Source organism: Pseudomonas sp. PA-7-1E, assembly GCF_021605325.1.
Taxonomy (GTDB): Bacteria; Pseudomonadota; Gammaproteobacteria; order Pseudomonadales; family Pseudomonadaceae; genus Aquipseudomonas; species Aquipseudomonas fluorescens_BV.
The window spans coordinates 68,305-86,314 of sequence record NZ_WKFA01000016.1; the positions used below are offsets into that span (position 1 = coordinate 68,305).

Annotated in this window: 17 protein-coding genes; 7 read left to right on the forward strand and 10 right to left on the reverse strand. The window is 58.6% G+C overall.

The features are described from left to right. Both GIW79_RS13240 and GIW79_RS13245 read right to left on the reverse strand, forming a co-directional pair. Complete coding sequence (locus GIW79_RS13240; RefSeq protein ID WP_236455350.1) at positions 1-2,637, reverse strand: Tc toxin subunit A; 2,637 nt, start codon at positions 2,635-2,637, stop codon at positions 1-3. Positions 2,638-2,820: 183 nt separating this feature from the next. Beyond that, entirely contained in the window at positions 2,821-3,297 is a 477-nt protein-coding gene (locus GIW79_RS13245; RefSeq protein WP_003191732.1) for a hemerythrin domain-containing protein, read from the reverse strand. A 300-nt stretch (positions 3,298-3,597) separates the two neighbouring features. Between GIW79_RS13245 and GIW79_RS13250 the strand changes: the two genes are divergently transcribed. Continuing rightward, positions 3,598-3,804 (forward strand): hypothetical protein, encoded by a 207-nt coding sequence (locus tag GIW79_RS13250; RefSeq protein ID WP_003191730.1) that lies wholly within the window; start codon positions 3,598-3,600, stop codon positions 3,802-3,804. Between the two features lie 238 nt (positions 3,805-4,042). Here the strand turns inward: GIW79_RS13250 and GIW79_RS13255 are convergent, their stop codons facing one another. Together GIW79_RS13255 and GIW79_RS13260 are read right to left on the reverse strand one after the other, a co-directional pair. Next, positions 4,043-4,603 carry a type 1 glutamine amidotransferase domain-containing protein gene (locus GIW79_RS13255; RefSeq protein WP_003191729.1) on the reverse strand — a complete coding sequence of 187 codons (561 nt, stop codon included), beginning with the start codon at positions 4,601-4,603 and terminating at the stop codon, positions 4,043-4,045. 30 nt (positions 4,604-4,633) lie between these two features. Then, entirely contained in the window at positions 4,634-5,137 is a 504-nt protein-coding gene (locus tag GIW79_RS13260; protein ID WP_020303039.1) for a DUF4142 domain-containing protein, read from the reverse strand. Between the two features lie 196 nt (positions 5,138-5,333). Between GIW79_RS13260 and GIW79_RS13265 the strand changes: the two genes are divergently transcribed. Both GIW79_RS13265 and GIW79_RS13270 read left to right on the forward strand, forming a co-directional pair. Then, positions 5,334-5,543, forward strand: a complete 210-nt coding sequence (locus GIW79_RS13265) for a hypothetical protein (protein ID WP_054897760.1) — start codon at positions 5,334-5,336, stop codon at positions 5,541-5,543. A 177-nt stretch (positions 5,544-5,720) separates the two neighbouring features. Next, the gene (locus tag GIW79_RS13270) at positions 5,721-6,515 is read left to right on the forward strand and encodes a class II aldolase/adducin family protein (RefSeq protein ID WP_054897761.1); all 795 of its coding nucleotides are present in this window, start codon (positions 5,721-5,723) and stop codon (positions 6,513-6,515) included. Positions 6,516-6,639: 124 nt separating this feature from the next. Here GIW79_RS13270 and GIW79_RS13275 read toward each other — a convergent pair whose 3' ends face one another. Further along, entirely contained in the window at positions 6,640-7,485 is an 846-nt protein-coding gene (locus tag GIW79_RS13275) for an AraC family transcriptional regulator (protein ID WP_054897762.1), read from the reverse strand. 109 nt (positions 7,486-7,594) lie between these two features. Here GIW79_RS13275 and GIW79_RS13280 point away from each other — a divergent pair, with 109 nt between their 5' ends. The 3 genes from GIW79_RS13280 to glsB all read left to right on the forward strand — a co-directional run bounded on the left by GIW79_RS13280 (position 7,595) and on the right by glsB (position 9,387). After that, positions 7,595-8,005, forward strand: a complete 411-nt coding sequence (locus GIW79_RS13280) for a hypothetical protein (protein WP_034125714.1) — start codon at positions 7,595-7,597, stop codon at positions 8,003-8,005. Between the two features lie 73 nt (positions 8,006-8,078). After that, entirely contained in the window at positions 8,079-8,423 is a 345-nt protein-coding gene (locus GIW79_RS13285) for a hypothetical protein (protein ID WP_034125713.1), read from the forward strand. A 55-nt stretch (positions 8,424-8,478) separates the two neighbouring features. After that, complete coding sequence (glsB, locus tag GIW79_RS13290) at positions 8,479-9,387, forward strand: glutaminase B (RefSeq protein WP_236455953.1); 909 nt, start codon at positions 8,479-8,481, stop codon at positions 9,385-9,387. 191 nt (positions 9,388-9,578) lie between these two features. Here glsB and GIW79_RS13295 read toward each other — a convergent pair whose 3' ends face one another. The 5 genes from GIW79_RS13295 to GIW79_RS13320 all read right to left on the reverse strand — a co-directional run bounded on the left by GIW79_RS13295 (position 9,579) and on the right by GIW79_RS13320 (position 15,296). Beyond that, complete coding sequence (locus GIW79_RS13295; RefSeq protein ID WP_054918539.1) at positions 9,579-9,818, reverse strand: DUF6124 family protein; 240 nt, start codon at positions 9,816-9,818, stop codon at positions 9,579-9,581. 675 nt (positions 9,819-10,493) lie between these two features. Next, the gene (locus GIW79_RS13300; RefSeq protein ID WP_089042574.1) at positions 10,494-11,303 is read right to left on the reverse strand and encodes a PDZ domain-containing protein; all 810 of its coding nucleotides are present in this window, start codon (positions 11,301-11,303) and stop codon (positions 10,494-10,496) included. Between the two features lie 402 nt (positions 11,304-11,705). After that, a complete protein-coding gene (gene mddA / locus GIW79_RS13310) occupies positions 11,706-12,473 on the reverse strand; it encodes a methanethiol S-methyltransferase (protein WP_054918535.1) in 768 nt (255 codons plus the stop codon). Between the two features lie 452 nt (positions 12,474-12,925). After that, entirely contained in the window at positions 12,926-14,170 is a 1,245-nt protein-coding gene (locus GIW79_RS13315; protein ID WP_032901677.1) for a saccharopine dehydrogenase family protein, read from the reverse strand. A gap of 28 nt (positions 14,171-14,198) precedes the next feature. Further along, on the reverse strand, positions 14,199-15,296 hold the full coding sequence (locus GIW79_RS13320) for a carboxynorspermidine decarboxylase (protein WP_005787689.1): 1,098 nt from the start codon (positions 15,294-15,296) through the stop codon (positions 14,199-14,201). Between the two features lie 344 nt (positions 15,297-15,640). On the opposite strand from GIW79_RS13320, the gene metE reads away from it, so the two are divergent. Next, the gene (gene metE / locus GIW79_RS13325; RefSeq protein ID WP_236455951.1) at positions 15,641-17,983 is read left to right on the forward strand and encodes a 5-methyltetrahydropteroyltriglutamate--homocysteine S-methyltransferase; all 2,343 of its coding nucleotides are present in this window, start codon (positions 15,641-15,643) and stop codon (positions 17,981-17,983) included. Positions 17,984-18,010 lie beyond the last annotated feature (27 nt).

Genomic DNA, 18,010 nt, shown 5'->3' on the forward strand with positions numbered 1-18,010 from the left:
TTAGGGGGTTGTGGCGATCAATGCCGAGCCAACGTGTTGCCAGTCTTCATTCATCAAGGTGGCATGCAGGTCGGCAGCCTTGAGCAAGGCGCTGGCGGAGAGGCCGGTGAGCCTGACGGCTTCATGGCAACGCAGGAGCCAGTCCAGGTCGGCCAGGGTCTTCACCTGTTTGGCAGGCAGGTATTCAACGAGCAGGTTGATTTCATCGACATCCCACTTGAGCAATGCGGCCAGTTGCGAGGTGCAAGCCCCATTGTCAGTTATGGCGGAGCCTTCGACGGAGGATGAATTGGCGCACTGCAAATAGGCGAGCACGCTGTCCTGGGCCAGCCCGTAGGTGCTGAGGCAATGGGCAAAGCGTTGCAGCAGGTACAGCGTGCTCAGCGTCAGCTTGAGCAGCGAGGCCGCGGTGTGGTCCGGGCTCAGCCAGTGCGGATGGAGCACGAAGGCCTGCAAGGCCTCACGGCTCACTGCCAGCCCCAAGGACACTTCGGCATCCGGCAGGCTCAGCAGTACATTTTTGTGCAGATCCGTGGTGGACTCGGCAGTGGCGGTTCGGGCAATTTGTCGAACCACGAGTTTGCGCCATTGCAGGTACGCGGCGGGGTCACCGGCAAGGTGTGAGGGAGCGTTGAGCAGCGTGTCGATTTTTGCTTTCAGCGGCTGCATTTGTTGGTAGAACGCGCCCAGCTTCTTGGTCACTGCCTGTTTGGCATCGCTGTGCAGAGCCGTGTTGCCTTCTGGGTCGAGGCTCAGGGTCTGGGCTTCGATAAGCTGCACCAGCGCATTGGGCAGTTCTTTGGGCGGCGCGGGCTTGAGCAGCGGTTGGCTGTGCAGCAGCCCTTGTACGATGAGGGCATGCCAGGCAATGGGCGCCGCTTTGGTATCAGGCTCGGGCTGGGGCAATGACAGGTCAGCGAGGTCTTCTTGCGCCAACAGGCCATGCCGGGTCAGTTCGACCACCTCATCGAGTTGGGTGATGTACGTCTGCACGTGGGGCGGTGGAGATTGGGCATCCAATAGCAATTGGCGGCGAAGCTGATCAACCGTTTGACCCGTGTCGTTGAGCCAGCGGACCAGCCAGTCCATTTGCATCAGCACATCGAGCAGGTCGGCAGGGGCATTGACGCCGGAGCGACGCAGGCTCGGGTTGACCAGTTGTGCGGTGTAATCCTTACCGCCCAGCAGCGCCGCCACATGGTAGCTGTCGAGCACTGACAGCCCGAACAACCGCGCGATCCGGGTTTGGCGATACAGCGCGCTATAAAACGTAAGCGTCGGGCAAGAAGCGGGTAGATGCAGGCGGGCCTGCTTGATCAGCCAGTGCAACGAGGCCGGGGTGTCGCTCAGGTGCAGGCCGGTGCAGAGCTGGTGGCGCAGGGTTGTCGGGATTTCCTCCCTCAAGGCCAGGGTCGGCCTGTCCAGCGTCAATGCCTGGCCTGGCAACGGGCCGGGATTGAACAGCTGGTCGTACAGCGACAGACGAGTGCCGGGTGCCCACACCGGTATCTCATCCAGCACGGCGGCAAAGGCTTGCAATGACAGGCTGTAGCGGCGCTCCAGATAGCGATAGACGCCCAGTGCGCGCAGGGTATTGTCGTTGGCGGGCTGCGCCGGGTCGCCCTCGTGTTCACGCCGCACCACGCTCGTCGACAGGGCGTCGAGTGCGTCGAAGGGCAATTGCGTCCAGCGTTGCAGGCGGATCATTCGGTGCAGGCGCTGATAACGTTCCCATGAGGTATTGAGCAGGCGCGCACCATCCTTGTCCTGCGCATTGATCGACAGGGGCGACTGGGTCGCGCCGGCCTCGGTGATCGGCCCGTTCACGTACGCGGCGCCGTTGTGCAGGCGCAGCTTGGCCGGCGGCGTTGGCAGGGCGCTTGCCAGAACATTGCTCGACAGCATCGGCACATACTTGCCGCAGGCCAGTAGCGCTTCGGTCTGATCGGCGGTGAGTCCGGTTTTCTGCAACCAGTGGGACAACTCCTCAAGGGGCTGCTCCTGGGTACCATAGTGCTGGGTAAAAAAATCTTCTGCCTGTACGTCTCCCGTTCTTATTAACAAAGGCTCGGTCAATAACACCTGCTGGGCAGGGCTCAGCCCTGACAGCAAACGTTGCGCTTCATAGGCCTCGTGCCTGACCACGCCGTAAGTGTTTTGCGCGCGCTGGCTGGTGGGCAGCTTGAGGCTGATGCGGTAACTGAGTTCGCCCAATTGTGGCTTGCCGCCGGACAAACCGAGCCAGCACTGGCGATGCGCGCGTTCGAACGGCAGCACGAAGGGGAAGCGTTGCCTGCCGAGCACCTCATCAAGGGAGCGGCCGCGGTATTCACGGCGGGTTTGCTTGAGATGAGCGTCGATCTGGCGGGACAGGGTTTCGTTGATCATCGAGAGTTGAGGAATCACAGCGCTGAGGCCGCGTTCGTCCAGGGGCAGTGTCTTGAGTTCGGGTCGTCGCCGGTCGAGGGTGATCTTGGGCTGTTTGCCTTTACCGCTTTTTTCCAGCGCTTGGGCAAACAGGTATAACGCCTTCAGGTAGGCGATCGGGGAGTCGATTGCCGACATGGAAGAGGCCGAACACAGCAGGTGCCAGTCCTCTTTGAACAGGTGGGTATAGGTGGGGGAGTGCGTGTCCATTGTGATGAATCTCCTGAAAGCCCCCGGCCACTGCCAAGGGCAATGGCACGCTAGCATGGGGCGCCAGGCCGGCTCGGTCAGCCGGATCGCTGAGTGAGCGAGGAGAAATCATCGGTGCAAATCGATAGCGCGACAGGGCCTGTGGGTCACTGTCGCGCGAACTTTGCTGCGAGGAGGTAGCCGTTACGCCGCCAGCGGTTTTTTCGCCATGGCTTTTTTGTGCGCGGCCTTCATCGCTTCCATTTCGGCCCCCAGCTCTTCGAGCAGCGCTTTACCCAGTAGTTTCTTGGCCTGAGGGAACATCTCGGTTTCTTCTTCTTCGATATGGTGCTCAAGCAACTCCTTGACCACTTTGACGCGACCGGAAAACTCGGTGGACGAGGGGTCGGTTTTCTTCAAGTCCGGCAGTACCAGCGAGTCGACGGTACGGTGCTCTTCCTTGGCTTCGTGGTACATGATGTCCTGTTCCTTGCCACCAGCTTTCCTGAACGCGGGGTAGAGGATCTCTTCTTCGAGTTGGGTATGCAGGGTGATCTCCATTTCGAGTTTGGCCAACAACTCGGTACGCTTTTTTACCCCGCGTTCAGTGGATTCGCTTAACTGGGTCAGCAGGGTCTTGACGCGTTCATGGTCGGCTTTTAGCAGGTCGATGGCATTCATAGGTAACCTCACGGGGGGGTATGCGGGCGTGTCGAAGTGCACGCCTCGTGGTGAGGAAGGTTGCATCAGGCGTACCAACTTTTATGGTTAAAAATTATCTTATAAATCAGTTGGTTGTATTTTTTTGTGTGCTTGGAGGTCGTGCAGCTTGCATGGTCGGGCCGCGTTGAGATTGCACAACGCACAACCGGTTGCTGACGCTCCAGCGCAACGGGCGGCCAGAAAGTGTGGCCAGGAAAATTCTAATGGAACCCTTGGGGCATCTGCTTGACCTAACGCTTAGACTTCAGGAGGTGAATCATGCAAATTGAATATATCTGGATCGTATTGGCGGTGGTTCTGCTGCTCTTGGAACTCTGGGCGATCAATATCGTTTTGCGCAGCACTGGCGGATGGGAGACCAAGGGGTTGTGGGTCGTGGTGCTGGTGTTCGTGCCGCTGCTGGGGTTGATTGCGTGGGCGATGTTCGGACCCAAGCGTGAAATGGCGCAGCAGCGTAAAAGCTGAAACGGTAAGTGATAAAAAAACAGGCGCCCATGGGGCTAATGCCAGTCAGTTAAGACAGAATCGGTAACTGTGGCGAGGGAGCTTGCTCCCGCTGGGGCGCGAAGCGGCCCCAAAAATGGGACTGCTACGCAGTCCAGCGGGAGCAAGCTCCCTCGCCACAAGTCACTGGTTGTCTGCTCGAGCTCTTAACTGACTGGCATTAGCCCATGGGGCGCCTGTTTTCATTGCGGTCAACCGATCAGCCGCCGACGGCCTTGGCAATCGCCTCATTGAACGCCGGTAGATCGTCCGGCGTGCGCGAGGTGATCAAGGTCCAGCCATTGGCCTGGCACTCTTTAACCTCGGCATCCACCACGCCGGCAGCGCCGGCGTTTTCAAGGTCGATGCGCACGCTTTTATAGGCGGTCAGGGTTTTGCCCTTGACCACGCCAGCGTCGATCAGGGTCCATGGCCCGTGGCAGATCGCCGCGATGGTCTTGCCGGCCTGCACGAACTCATTGATCAAGCGCAGCGCGGCGGCATCCTGGCGCAGTGTATCGGCATTCACTGTACCGCCCGGGATGACCAGCGCATCGAAGTCGGCGCTGACAACATCCGACAGTTGCACGTCGGATTCCACGGTCTGGTCTTTTTCCGTGTCGCCGACAAATGTCTGGGTTGTGCCCCCTTTGCTGGAGGCGTGCGTCACGGTCGCGCCGTAGCCACGCAGCGTCTCCAGAGGCTTGAGCAACTCGTCGCGCTCGATGCCGGTGTTGGAGGTGATGACGAGGATGTGCTTGCCGTTGAGTTGCGAGCTCATGGTCGAGTGTCTCCTTGGGTCATGGATGGATTAATGGGCGTATTTGGTTTGCAGTTCCTTGGCCATTTTCAGGTGGGCTTCAAGGGTGGGCAGGGTCTTGGTGGCGAAGGCTTTCAGCTCGGGATTGTCCGAGGAGGCCGCTTCTTTCTTGAACAGTTCGACGGTTTTTTCATGGGCCGCTACCTGGTTGTTGGCATAGGCCTTGTCGAAGGATTCATCGCGCATTTCCAGAATGGCTTTCTTCGCCTGGTCGGTGAGCGCAGCGTCATCGGGTACTTCGATATCGAGTTTTTTCGCCAGGGCCATCAGTTCCTGATTGGCCTTCGTATGGTCTGTGACCATATGCTGGGCGAAGGTCTTTACGTCCGCCGAGCTGCTTTTTTCCAGGGCCAGCTTGCCCGCTTCCACCTCGGTGATACCGCCCTCGGCGGCGTTGTCGACAAAGTCGTTGGAGGTCGCCGCCATCGCGGTGGAAATCGAGCCTGCAATCAGCATGAAGGTAAGGCCCATCGGTTTCATCAGTCGAGTTTTCATGGTGTCTCTCCTTGGAAATGGCGGGATGCCGTTACCTGACTGTTGAATCGAGAGGCGGGTAAAAGGTTTAAATTTTTTTGCGCTTTTTTGCCCAGTGGTGAGGCGAGGCAATTGACTTGAACCAATCCGGATTCGCAGGGTTCTGCTGCATAGGGCCGCCATCTCAGGGGCCTGCCACTGCCAGGAGGATTGCACTGTGACTGATCGTAAAACCGCCGATAAAACCCCCGACCCCGTCAGCTCTGAAGACGCGCAAAAAGGTAATGCCGAGACCACCAAAGGGCAGACGCTTGAACCTGCGAACCCCAAGACTGAAACCATCGACAAAGTCGTGACGCCGACCTCGATCAAGGACATTGAACGGCAAACGGATGCAATCAACGAGAAACTCAACAACGGGCGTTGAACCTTCTGAGTTGATCGGTGGAAAAGGAACGAGATCCTGTGGCGGCCTGAAAGCTGCCACTGCTACTTTTTATAAAAAAATATAATAATTAGCTTAGATTAAAATGTGCTTTTTATTATTTATGACCATCCCCTAGTCTTGCCTGGAAGTCCCTTAGGTCATCCAGGAAGATTTGCCATGAGTAGCGTCACGCCGATTTCCAGTGTCTTGAGCAATGTGCGCCAGCGGGTCACACCGCAAGAGTGGGAGGTGCGGGTCAAGTTGGCCGCGGCCTACCGACTGGCGGCGTTGTACAAGTGGACCGATCATATCTACACGCATTTCTCGGCGCGGGTGCCAGGGGCCGAGGCGCATTTCCTGATCAATGCTTTCGGGCTGTTGTTCGACGAAATCAGCGCCTCCAACCTGGTCAAGGTCGATCTGGACGGCACCCTTGTCGATGACCCTACGGGCCTGGGGATCAACTACGCCGGCTATGTGATCCACAGCGCCATCCACGGCGCACGCCATGATTTGCAAGCGGTGCTGCACACCCACACCCGCGACGGTATTGCGGTGTCGGCGCAGAAGCAAGGGTTGTTGCCGATCTCCCAGCACGCTATAGCATTCTCGGGGCGTGTGGCTTACCACGGTTACGAAGGCGTGGCGCTGGACCTGGACGAGCGTGAACGGCTGGTGGCGGATTTGGGCGACAAGAGTGTGATGATCCTGCGTAACCACGGCTTGTTGACGGGCGGCGTCAGCGTCGAGCATGCCTTCCAGCAACTACAAAGCCTGGAGCGGGCCTGCAACATCCAGATTGCGGCACAGGCAGCGGGGAATGCCGAGTTGATCTTCCCACCGGCTGACGTGGTGGCCAAGGTCGAGCAGCAGGCCAAGGTGTTCAGCAATGGCGAAGGCCCGGGCGTGGCGCGGCATTGGAATGCGCTGGTGCGCCAGCTTGAGCGTACCGATACCGACTACAAGAACTGAGTCGGGTGGATTGTTCCCACGCTCTGCGTGGGAACACAGCCCAGGATGCTCTGCGTCCCTAAGCGTGACGCGGAGCGGCACACGAGGCATTCCCACGCAGAGCGTGGGAACGATCATCAAAACCTCACGTCAAGGCGATAGTTGACACGTTGCTGTGCGGCCCGACGGTACTGGCTCGGTCTGCCAGGTAACGCGCCGGCGGTTGGCCCATGGCCTTGCGGAACATGGTGATAAACCCGCTGGCATTTTCATAACCCAGGTCCAGCGCCACGCTCTGCACACTCTCGCCGTTAGCCAGGCGCTGCAGTGAAAGGATTACATGCAACTGCCGGCGCCAGCGACCGAAGCTCAGGCCGATCTCTTCCAGCAGCAGGCGGGTCATGCTGCGTTCGCTCATGCCGATGCGCACGGCCCATTCGCCCAGGGTCGATTTGTCGCCGGGGTTGGCCAATAAGCTGGTGGCCAGCCGATGCAAGCGAGGGTCCTGGGGCATGGGCAAATGCAGGGCCTCGAGGGGGGCCAAGGCCAACTCGTCGAGTAACGTCGCCACCAGCCGGCCCGGGGCGCCGTCTTCGTCGTAGAGCTGCGGGAAGCTGACCGCCTTGCCGATCAATTCGTGCAGCAATGGCGACACCGACAGCGTGCAACATTGCCGGGGCAGGGCGCTGGCGGCGTCCGGGCTGATCAACAGGCAATATACATCTGCTTCGCCAGCGCCACGGGCCGCGTGGGTCACACCGCCGGGAATCCACAATGCGCATTGCGGCGGCACGATCCAGATACCCGCCTCGATCACACAATGCACCACGCCGCGCAAGGTGTAGATCAATTGCCCGTGTTGATGGTGGTGAGGGATATGTTCCCAGCGTTCGGACGTACTCGAGGCGCCCACTGCAACAATCGAGCGAGGGATCGCGGCGGCGTCCCGGACCCGGCAGGGGTCGTATTGGTCGAGGCGGTGATGAACCATGCTGATAACTGCCGTGGCTGGATTGCGAAATATTCTGGCTATTCTGTGCAATGCTGTCCAGCGTCATGCGCCCTATGATGAGAACCAATCTCATCAAAGGAGCTTTGCCATGCGACTCGACAGTTCAACTTTCCCGGTGGTGAAAATCTTTTTCGACGCGCCTAGCGAGGGAGCGCCGGAAGACGCCTTCCTGACATTCGAACGTCTGCTGGCGCGTGAGCAGCCCTTCTTGCTGCTGCACGAAAAAGCCGTGGATGAGAACAATCACGAACACGCCCACGAAGAGCGCAAGCGCGCTTCTATCTGGATGAAGAAAAACAAGGCTGCCTTGCGCGCTTACGTCAAAGGCATGATCCAGGTGGAGCCCAGCGCTGCCAAGCGCCTGGCCCTCAAGCCCTTTGCCGTGACGTTCGGCAAGGCCTGGGGTTACCCGCTGCTGGTGGTGGAGTCCAAGGATCGCGCCTGGGCGTTGGCCCAGGATGTGCTGGATGCAGAAGTGTCGGATGTGGCGTATTTCTGAGCCTGGCCAAAGCTCGACAGCGTCCACAATTGAACTACCTTGATTGACGAGCCTTCCCACTCGGTACTCAAGCATGCGCACTTTATGGACGCGGTACCTGGCGTTGCTGGAAAACGACCTGAGCACGCAGATTTTCGACAATGTTAAAAACCTGTTGGTCTGCGCGTTGTTGTTTGCGGCGGGGACCAACGCGCTGGTGGGACCGCACGAGTTGCTGATCGGTATCTTCGCCTCCAGCGTCGCGGGCTGGGGCTTGATTGTGCTGTCCACGGTGCTGATGTTGTTGAACGTCAGCGACGGCATCCGCCGCCTGGCCAAGTTGCGTTATCACTTGGCGTTGCAACTGTTGTTGATCCTGATCTACGTGGTGATTGCCGAGCGGGTGGTAGAGATTGTGTGGGTGTTGCGCGCCCATTGACGTATCCTCCGCGCCTCGTTTACCACTGATTCGAACAAAGATGACAGGACAAGCTATGCAGGCGCTGCTGGAGTCGATCCTCGCCGAAGTGCGCCCCTTGATCGGCCTCGGCAAAGTCGCCGATTACATTCCCGCGCTGGCCGACGTGCCCGCCAACCAACTCGGCATCGCGGTATACGGCAACGACGGCACGGCCTACTGCGCTGGAGATGCAGACACGCTGTTTTCGGTGCAAAGCATTTCCAAGGTCTTCAGCCTGGTGCAGGCCATCGACCATGGCGGCGAATCCATCTGGGAGCGCTTGGGCCACGAGCCCTCGGGGCAGCCGTTCAACTCCATGGTGCAGCTGGAATTCGAGCGTGGCCGCCCGCGCAACCCCTTTATCAACGCTGGCGCGCTGGTGATCTGCGACATCAACCAGTCACGCTTCGCCGTGCCGATTCTGTCGATGCGCGACTTTGTACGGCGCCTGTCGGGCAACCCGCAGATCCTGGTCAACAGCGTCGTGGCCGAATCTGAAGCCCAGCATGGTGCGCGCAATGCGGCCATGGCCTACCTGATGAAGTCGTTCGGCAACTTTCATAACGATGTGGACGCGGTGCTGCACAGCTACTTCAACTATTGCGCGTTGCAGATGAGCTGCCTGGACCTGGCCCGAGCGTTCAGCTTCCTGGCCAATGAAGGCGTGAGTGCCCACAGTGGCGAGCAGGTGCTGACGGCGCGCCAGACCAAGCAAGTGAACTCGATCATGGCCACCAGCGGGCTGTATGACGAGGCGGGCAATTTTGCATACCGCGTGGGCCTGCCGGGCAAGAGCGGGGTCGGCGGAGGGATCGTCGCGGTGGTGCCGGGGCAGTTCACGGTGTGCGTGTGGTCGCCGGAGCTGAACGCAGCGGGCAATTCGCTGGCGGGGATGAAGGCGTTGGAATTGTTGAGTGAGCGGATTGGGTGGTCGGTGTTTTGAACTCGGTCCCCCTGTGGGAGCTGGCTTGCCTGCGATAGCGGTTTTTCAGTGCCATCGATCACTGTAGGAGCGAGCTTGCTCGCGAAAAACGCCCAGGCCCTGCGGTCATCCAGGTTGCCCGCGTCATCGTTGACGATCTTCGCGAGCAAGCTCGCTCCTACAGTGGTTAAGGGCGCGGCGCGAGCATCAGGTCAAGTGGCTGGGTGGGTGTCATCCCGAGCCTTGTCCACGAGCAACTGCACACCTTCGAGCATGCGGCAGATGCCCAGCGCTACGTTGCGTTGGGTACCGTCGATTTCAAAGGCAAGATGAGTAGCGATGTCATTGATGGAGGCTAGATCCTGGGAGGCGTTGATCAGCAGGGTTTCGGTGCCTAGGCCGGGGCGCACGTTGAAGAGTTGTTCTGGTGGGTTGGGGCTGTCTTTGATCATGGTGAAACTCCAAGGGATATGGAGCTGCCACGGTTCGCGGTCAAACGAATTAGGGTGGCAGCTATACGCGGGTTGACCGACCGGTCCCAAGGAGCCCGGCATACCCGGAGGTATCCCGCGTACAGCTGCCGCGACACGATACAGCAGGCGTAAAGAAAACGCCTGATTCGATGTGGCACAGATGCAGTTGGGAGTCGGACGGTCAAATCCGGCCGCTGAATTGGCAGCGACGGCCCAGAGGTTAGTCAGTGAAGTTCCGAGCGACAACCTGAAACAGCTGTGGGAAATATCCTAACGCCGCAAATCCTCTGTGGGAGCTGGCTTGCCTGCGATAGCGGTTTTTCAGCGCCGCATATGCTGGCTGACATAGCGCCATCGCAGGCAAGCGAGCTCCCACATTTGATCTCTATTGTTCGTTGAACTGTAGGAGCGAGCTTGCTCGCGAAAAAAGCCCAGGCCCTGCGGTCATCCAGGTTATCTGCGTTATCGTTGATGATCTTAACGAACAAGCTAAGGTTGGCTATGGGCTTGTTCAGCCGCGGCACAGTCGTTCTACCGATAGCGTTCACCATAGCGCCACGCCTTGCGGGGCGCACTTTCTGGTGCCAATGCAGAGCTTGGAAGTGATCACTGCCTAGGCCGATGGGTAGGCGCTATCTGACTGGTGATCAAGCGTCAATTGTTGAGTTGGATTGATTTCTCGAAAGCCTTACCTTTGCGGGTTAGGGACAAATTGATGACTTGACCTTTCTTCGCATTAATCAAGCTCGATAGATGAGCCGCACTGCTGATGCGCTGGCCATCAAGCTTCTCTATAGTATCTCCGATCAGTAAGTCGGCTTTGAAAGCGGGTGAGTCATCGGAAACCATCGTGATTTTCACGCCATAGTTCGTCTGACGAGACTGACGTTCTGCTTCATCCAGTTCAATAGTGGCTGCGCCAAGGATGATATGTGCTTTGACAAAGTAGAGTGCGCCATAGGCTACTTGCTTCTGGGTAATCGGCACGTAATCCGTTGTAGTACCGTATGTCGAGGTGGTTGCCGAACCGTTCAGTTTGCCTGCCGTGACTGACGTAACAGAAGTGCTGGATGTAGGTCTGGATACTTTCGTCGTGGTAGTCGTGGTGCCTTGGTATTGCGGTTCGATAATGATTACTAGATCAGCCTTAATGGCCTTTGCCTGATCAATAGCTTGTTGTTCAGGAATCGGCATGGACGAATTGAATTCGGATTTACCAACAGCTGCGTATCCACGACGGAACCAAGTTCTTGCGACGTTTTCGTAGGTGCTTAGTGTGGCATGGTCGATTATCGGCACAGTGGGGGGCGGCCCTGAGCGCTCTGCCGCGATGATTTCTGGCGTGAATCCATTTGCCGACTGGTAATACTGCGTATAGCCATTAAGAGGTGGCGCCATTTTACAGCCTGCTAAACCTATAAAAAGAGCAGCAAGCGCCAGGGGCTTGAATGGGCGAGGAGTCATTTATCAACATCCTTGTTTATGTGGTGGGTTGATGGCGAATATCCGATGATACCAAAATAGTATCTCGGATTATCAAATCGCTTTTTTTTACCTTCGTTGATTTCGAGGTCGATGCTCGCCCAAACTAAAAGTGTGCCCCTTCAGATGCATTTTTTGCTCTGTCAGCTATCGCTTGTAGGCGATTGCATCCTAAGCCCGATCGCCATTTCTGTTTCTACTTCGAGTCAGCAAGCCCGTCACATCCAGCGTTGGGAGGAGTGGCTCGGCCAGCAGCTCCTTGACGTTGGACATGTACTTCGTGTTCCACTCGTTACACGCAACCAGCAGCGCAGCAGCTACCGATGAAATATATGCCCTGGATTTGAGTGCATTCCCACGCAGAGCGTGCGACACACTCGAGCGCTAACGACGGGGCCTGTTGAGGCGTGGCACGATCATGCCCACCTCACGCTGATAGCGCCGATACCGCTCACCAAACAGCGCCACCAAATCCCGTTCTTCGAAACGGGCGCCGATGAAGAGATACACCGACATCCCCAGGGCAAACAGCAGATGCCCTACGGTCATATGCGGCGTTGCCCAAAAGGCGATCAGGAAGCCCAGGTACAGCGGATGACGCACGACTTTGTAGAGCAGCGGCGTCCTGAATGTCAGGCCTGAGGGTGGGGCGTTGCGCCAACGATCAATGGCCTGCTTCAGCCCGAACAACTCGAAGTGACTGATCAAACAGGTTGCCAGCACCACAATGCCCCAGCCCAGCCAGAACAGGCCGCTCAGCAATGCCTTGGCCCAGGCGGCGTCAACTTCCCAAACGGTGTGCGTAATAGGCCGCCACTGCCAGAACAGCAGCGCGAGCATCAGGCTGGAGAGCAACACATAGGTGGAACGCTCCACCGCTGCCAGGGCGAAGACTGCCAGCCAGCGCTTGAAGCGTTTACGCGCCATGGTGCTGTGCCGGACGCCAAACACAATGATCAGTGACGCATTGATCATGAGTGCCAGCGCCCAGTCGATGCGTGCGCCGGACTCGATGTGTTTGGGTACGACCACAGCCCCCACGAAGCCCATCATGTACAGCAGGGTGAATAAGAACACCAGGTAGCAGCAGGTGCTATAGACCAGGCCAGCCAAGCGTGCCGTGAGGGTGTTTGAAGAGGTTTGCCGTTTCATGGACGATTCCTTTCGCACATGGTGAATGGGTGAGCCAATCTATGACGGGCTCGCTCAGACTAACGGCATTCCCCTAGGCGGTAACCTGTTGGAATTGACAGTTGCAAGAGCGATTGGCGATCTAACGGACCTTCAACCTATCCAACAAGCTATACCAGGCCACGCCTGCGCCAATATGAGCCCCCGTGCTGTGGCAGTGCTCAAGGGCGCGGAATAATTCGGCGCGGAACCTGGAGTGAGCCGAAGCCCCGGATACACCGGCGACTCATTGTGGGAGCTGGCTTGCCTGCGATGGCGGTGGTTCAGTGGAAAAATCATTGACTGACAAACCGCCTTCGCAGGCAAGCCCGCTCCCACATTTTGAATCTGTATTGTTCTTTGAGCTGTGGGTGAGCCCAAACAAAAAATGCGCCCCTTGGGGCGCATTCTTTTGCTCGGTCAGCTATGGCCTATCAGGCCGTCGCATCCCAGGCCCGATCACCGTTCTCGTCTTTGATCCGAGTCGGCAAGCCCATCACATCCAGCGCCTTGAGGAACGGCTCGGCCGGTAGTTCCTCGACGTTGGCCATGTGCTTCACATCCCACTCGCCACGCGCCACCAGCAGCGCAGCGGCTACCGGTGGTACGCCTGCGGTGTAGGAGATGCCCTGGCTGTCGGTCTCGGCATAGGCCTCTTCGTGATCAGCCACGTTGTAGATGAACATCTCACGCGGTTGGCCATCCTTGGTGCCTTTGACCAGGTCACCGATGCAGGTCTTGCCGGTGTAGCCCGGGGCGAGCGAGGACGGGTCGGGCAGCACGGCCTTGACCACTTTCAACGGCACCACTTCCAGGCCTTCGGCGGTCTTGACCGGCTGTTCGGAAAGCAGGCCGAGGTTTTTCAGCACGGTGAACACGTTGATGTAGTGTTCGCCGAAGCTCATCCAGAAACGCACGTTGGGCACGTCGAGGTTTTTCGACAGCGAGTGCACTTCATCGTGGCCGGTGAGGTAGAGGTTCTGCGAACCGACTACCGGCAGGTCGTCGGTGCGTTTGACTTCGAACATGGTGTTGCTGGTCCACTGGCTGTTCTGCCAGCTCCACACCTGCCCGGTGAATTCGCGGAAGTTGATTTCCGGATCGAAATTGGTGGCGAAGTATTTGCCATGGGAGCCGGCATTGACGTCGAGAATGTCGATCGAATCAATGCGGTCGAAATGCTGTTGCTGCGCCAGCGCGGCATACGCGTTGACGACACCTGGGTCGAAGCCCACGCCAAGGATGGCGGTGATGTTCTTCTGTTTGCACTCTTGCAGGTGGTTCCACTCGTAGTTGCCGTACCACGGCGGGGTCTCGCAGACCTTGCCCGGCTCTTCGTGGATGGCGGTGTCGAGGTAAGCCACGCCCGTGTCGATGCAGGCACGCAGTACCGACATGTTGAGGAAGGCGGAGCCGACGTTGATGACGATCTGCGAATCAGTCTCGCGGATCAAGGCCTTGGTCGCTTCCACGTCCAGGGCGTTCAGCGCGAAGGCTTGGATATCGGCGGGAACCTTGAGGCTACCCTTGGCCTTGACGCTGTCGATGATGGCCTGGCATTTGGAGATGTTGCGCGACGCGATAGCAATACGACCGAGTTCGTCGTTGTGCTGCGCGCACTTGTGGGCCACCACCTTGGCGACACCTCCTGCACCAATGATAAGAACGTTCTTTTTCAATTGCTTTATCTCTCCTTTATCCGCCAGCTCAGGACAGGCTGGACAGGTAGTCGTCGTAACCAAATTCACGAACCACCTCGACTGTACCGTCGAGTTGTTTCACTACGATGGACGGCATTTTCAGGCCGTTGAACCAGTTTTTCTTGACCATGGTGTAGCCTGCGGTGTCGATGAACGACAGCCGATCGCCGATGGCCAGCGGACGATCAAATTGATACTCGCCGAAGATGTCCCCGGCCAGGCAGGATTTGCCGCACACCATGTAGGTGTGTTCACCCTCGCTCGGCGCCAGTTTGGCGTTGAGGCGGTAGATCAGCAGGTCCAGCAGGTGGGCTTCGATGGAGCTGTCGACCACGGCGAGGTTCTTGCCGTTGTAGAGAGTGTCGAGCACGGTGACTTCCAGGGAGGCGCTGTTGGTGATCGCCGCTTCGCCGGGTTCCAGGTAGACCTGCACGCCGTACTTCTCGGAGAACGCTTTGAGCCGTGCGCAGAATGCATCCAGTGCATAGCCTTCACCGGTGAAATGGATGCCGCCGCCGAGGCTGACCCACTTGACCTTGTGCAGCAGTTCACCGAAGCGTTCCTCGATGGTGCCGAGCATCTTGTCGAACAGGCTGAAGTCACCGTTCTCGCAGTTGTTGTGGAACATGAAACCGGAGATCTGATCGATCACGCCATCGATCTTCACCGGGTCCCACTCGCCCAGGCGGCTGAACGGGCGCGCCGGGTCGGCCAGCAGGTAGTCAGAGCTGCTCACCTGCGGGTTCACACGCAGGCCGCGGGTCTTGCCTTCGCTGCGTTCGGCAAAACGCTGCAGCTGGCTGATGGAGTTGAAGATGATCTTGTCGCAGTTCTCCAGCATCTCTTCGATTTCATCGTCGGCCCAGGCCACGCTGTAGGCGTGCGCTTCGCCTTCGAACTTCTGGCGACCGAGCTTGAGCTCATACAGCGACGACGAGGTGGTGCCGTCCATGTATTGCTGCATCAAGTCGAATACCGACCAGGTGGCAAAGCACTTGAGCGCCAGCAGAGCCTTGGCGCCGGACTGTTCGCGCACGTAGGCAATCTTCTGCATGTTGACCAGAAGCTTCTGTTTATCGATGAGGTAGTACGGCGTTTTGATCATTTTTGAGAGCCTGCGGCGGTGCCTGCCAAAAAAGGACACGCATTGTGCCCGCACTTGGAACAGATCGAAAGGTTAGCCGGCGGATTTTGCGCGCCACGTTAAGCATAGGGCGTAAGTATGACCGTTCATAAGAATCATGCCGCCTCCTGTGGGAGCGCTCGAGCCTAAGCGAGGCCGCGATGACGGCCGTCCTGGCACCCCACACATCAACAATAGCGCCGCGAATATCATGCTTACCTGAACATGAGTAAATCTTGTGATGATCTAGAACAGAATGAGTTTGTCTCAAGAAACCCCTCTGCCGACAATGACCGCCATCAATCACACCATCGGAGTTGTAAGTCATGGCAGTCGCTCATTCCCTCGGGTTTCCGCGCATTGGACGCGATCGTGAACTGAAAAAAGCGCAGGAAGCGTTCTGGAAGGGTGAGCTCGACGAAGCCGGCCTGCGCGCCGTTGGCCGTGATTTGCGCAGTACCCACTGGGCGCTGCAACAGCAAGCCGGTATCGAACTGTTGCCGGTCGGTGATTTCGCCTGGTACGACCAGGTGCTGACCCATTCGTTGATGTTCGGTGTGGTCCCTGAGCGGTTCCGCCCGGCGGATGGCCAGGCCACGTTGCATACCTTGTTCGCCATGGCCCGTGGCGTCAGTGACAGCTGCTGCGGCGGTGCCCATGCCCAGGAGATGACCAAGTGGTTCGACACCAACTATCACTACCTGGTGCCGGAGTTCAGCGTCGATCAGCAATTCCACCTGGCGTGGGACCAACTCTTCGAAGAGGTCCAGGAAGCCCTCGACCTGGGGCACAGCGTCAAGCCCGTGGTGATCGGCCCGCTGACCTATTTGTGGCTGGGCAAGGCCAAGGGCGCTGACTTCGACAAGCTCGACCTGCTCGAGCGACTGCTGCCGCTGTATGGCCAGATCTTCCAGCGCCTGGCCGAATTGGGCGTTGAGTGGGTGCAGATCGACGAGCCAATCCTGGCGCTCGATCTGCCTCAGGATTGGAAGAACGCTTTCGAGCGCGCCTATAACCTGATCCAGCGCGACCCGCTGAAAAAATTGGTGGCCACTTACTTCGGCGGCCTGGAAGAAAACCTTGGCCTGGCTGCCAACCTTCCGGTGGATGGCCTGCATATCGACCTGGTGCGTGCGCCGGACCAGTACCCGACCATTCTCGACCGCCTGCCAGCGTACAAGGTGCTGTCCCTGGGCGTGGTCAACGGCCGAAACGTGTGGCGTTGCGACCTGGAAAAAGCCCTGGCCACCTTGCAGCATGCCCATGAGAAGTTGGGCGATCGCCTGTGGGTCGCGCCGTCCTGCTCGCTGCTGCACAGCCCGGTGGACCTGGAGCGGGAAGATCAGTTGGGTGCCGAACTGAAAAGCTGGCTGGCCTTCGCCGTGCAGAAGTGCGCGGAAGTGGCGCTACTGGCCAAGGCCGTCGATCAGCCCGAAGCCCCTGGCGTACTCACCGCCCTGGCTGCGAGCCGCGCGGTGCAGGCAGCTCGTGCTGCATCGCCACGCATTCACAAGCCTGCCGTTCAAGCTCGTGTAGCGGCCATCACTGCACGGGACAGCCAGCGCCAGTCGCCGTTTGCCCAGCGCATCGAAAAGCAACGGGCCGGCCTTAACTTGCCGCTGTTCCCGACCACCACCATCGGCTCGTTCCCACAGACCGCGTCGATCCGCCTGGCGCGTCAGTCGTACAGGGCGGGCAAGTTGAGCCACGCCGAATACGTCGAAGCCATGCACAGTGAGATCAAGCACGCTGTCGAGGTGCAGGAAAATCTCGGCCTGGATGTGTTGGTGCACGGTGAAGCCGAGCGTAACGACATGGTCGAGTACTTCGCCGAACAACTGGATGGCTACGCGTTCACCCGGTTCGGCTGGGTGCAGAGCTATGGTTCGCGCTGTGTGAAACCCGCAGTGATTGTCGGTGACCTGAGCCGCCCGAACGCCATGACCGTGGAGTGGATTCGCTATGCCCAAGGCCTCACCGACAAGGTGATGAAGGGCATGCTCACAGGCCCGGTGACCATGTTGATGTGGTCGTTCCCACGGGAAGACCTGAGCCGCGAAGTGCAGGCCCGGCAACTGGCCCTGGCGATTCGTGACGAAGTGGTGGACCTGGAAGCGGCCGGCATCAAGATCGTGCAGATCGACGAAGCGGCTTTTCGTGAGGGCTTGCCGTTGCGCCAGGCGCAGTGGCAGCACTACCTGGACTGGGCGACTGAGGTGTTTCGTTTGTGCGCGAGTGGCGTGGGCGATGAAACCCAGATCCACACCCACATGTGCTACAGCGAGTTCAACGATGTGATCGAGTCCATCGCCGCCATGGATGCCGACGTGATCACCATCGAGACCTCACGCTCGGACATGGAGCTGCTCGACGCGTTCGAAGCCTTCGCCTACCCGAATGAGATCGGCCCGGGGGTCTACGACATCCACTCGCCACGGGTGCCGGATGCCTCGGAAATGGCCAACTTGCTGCGCAAGGCCGCCAAGCGGATTCCGGCAGAGCGCTTATGGGTGAACCCCGATTGCGGCTTGAAGACGCGGGGCTGGCCGGAGACCGAGGCGGCGCTCATTCATATGGTCACCGCCGCTCGGCAACTGCGTGCTGAGTCAAACTGTAGGAGCGAGCTTGCTCGCGAAAAACGCCAACGATTACGCGTAGCTTCTGAATGAACGTGGCGCCTGTGAGTTTTTCGCGAG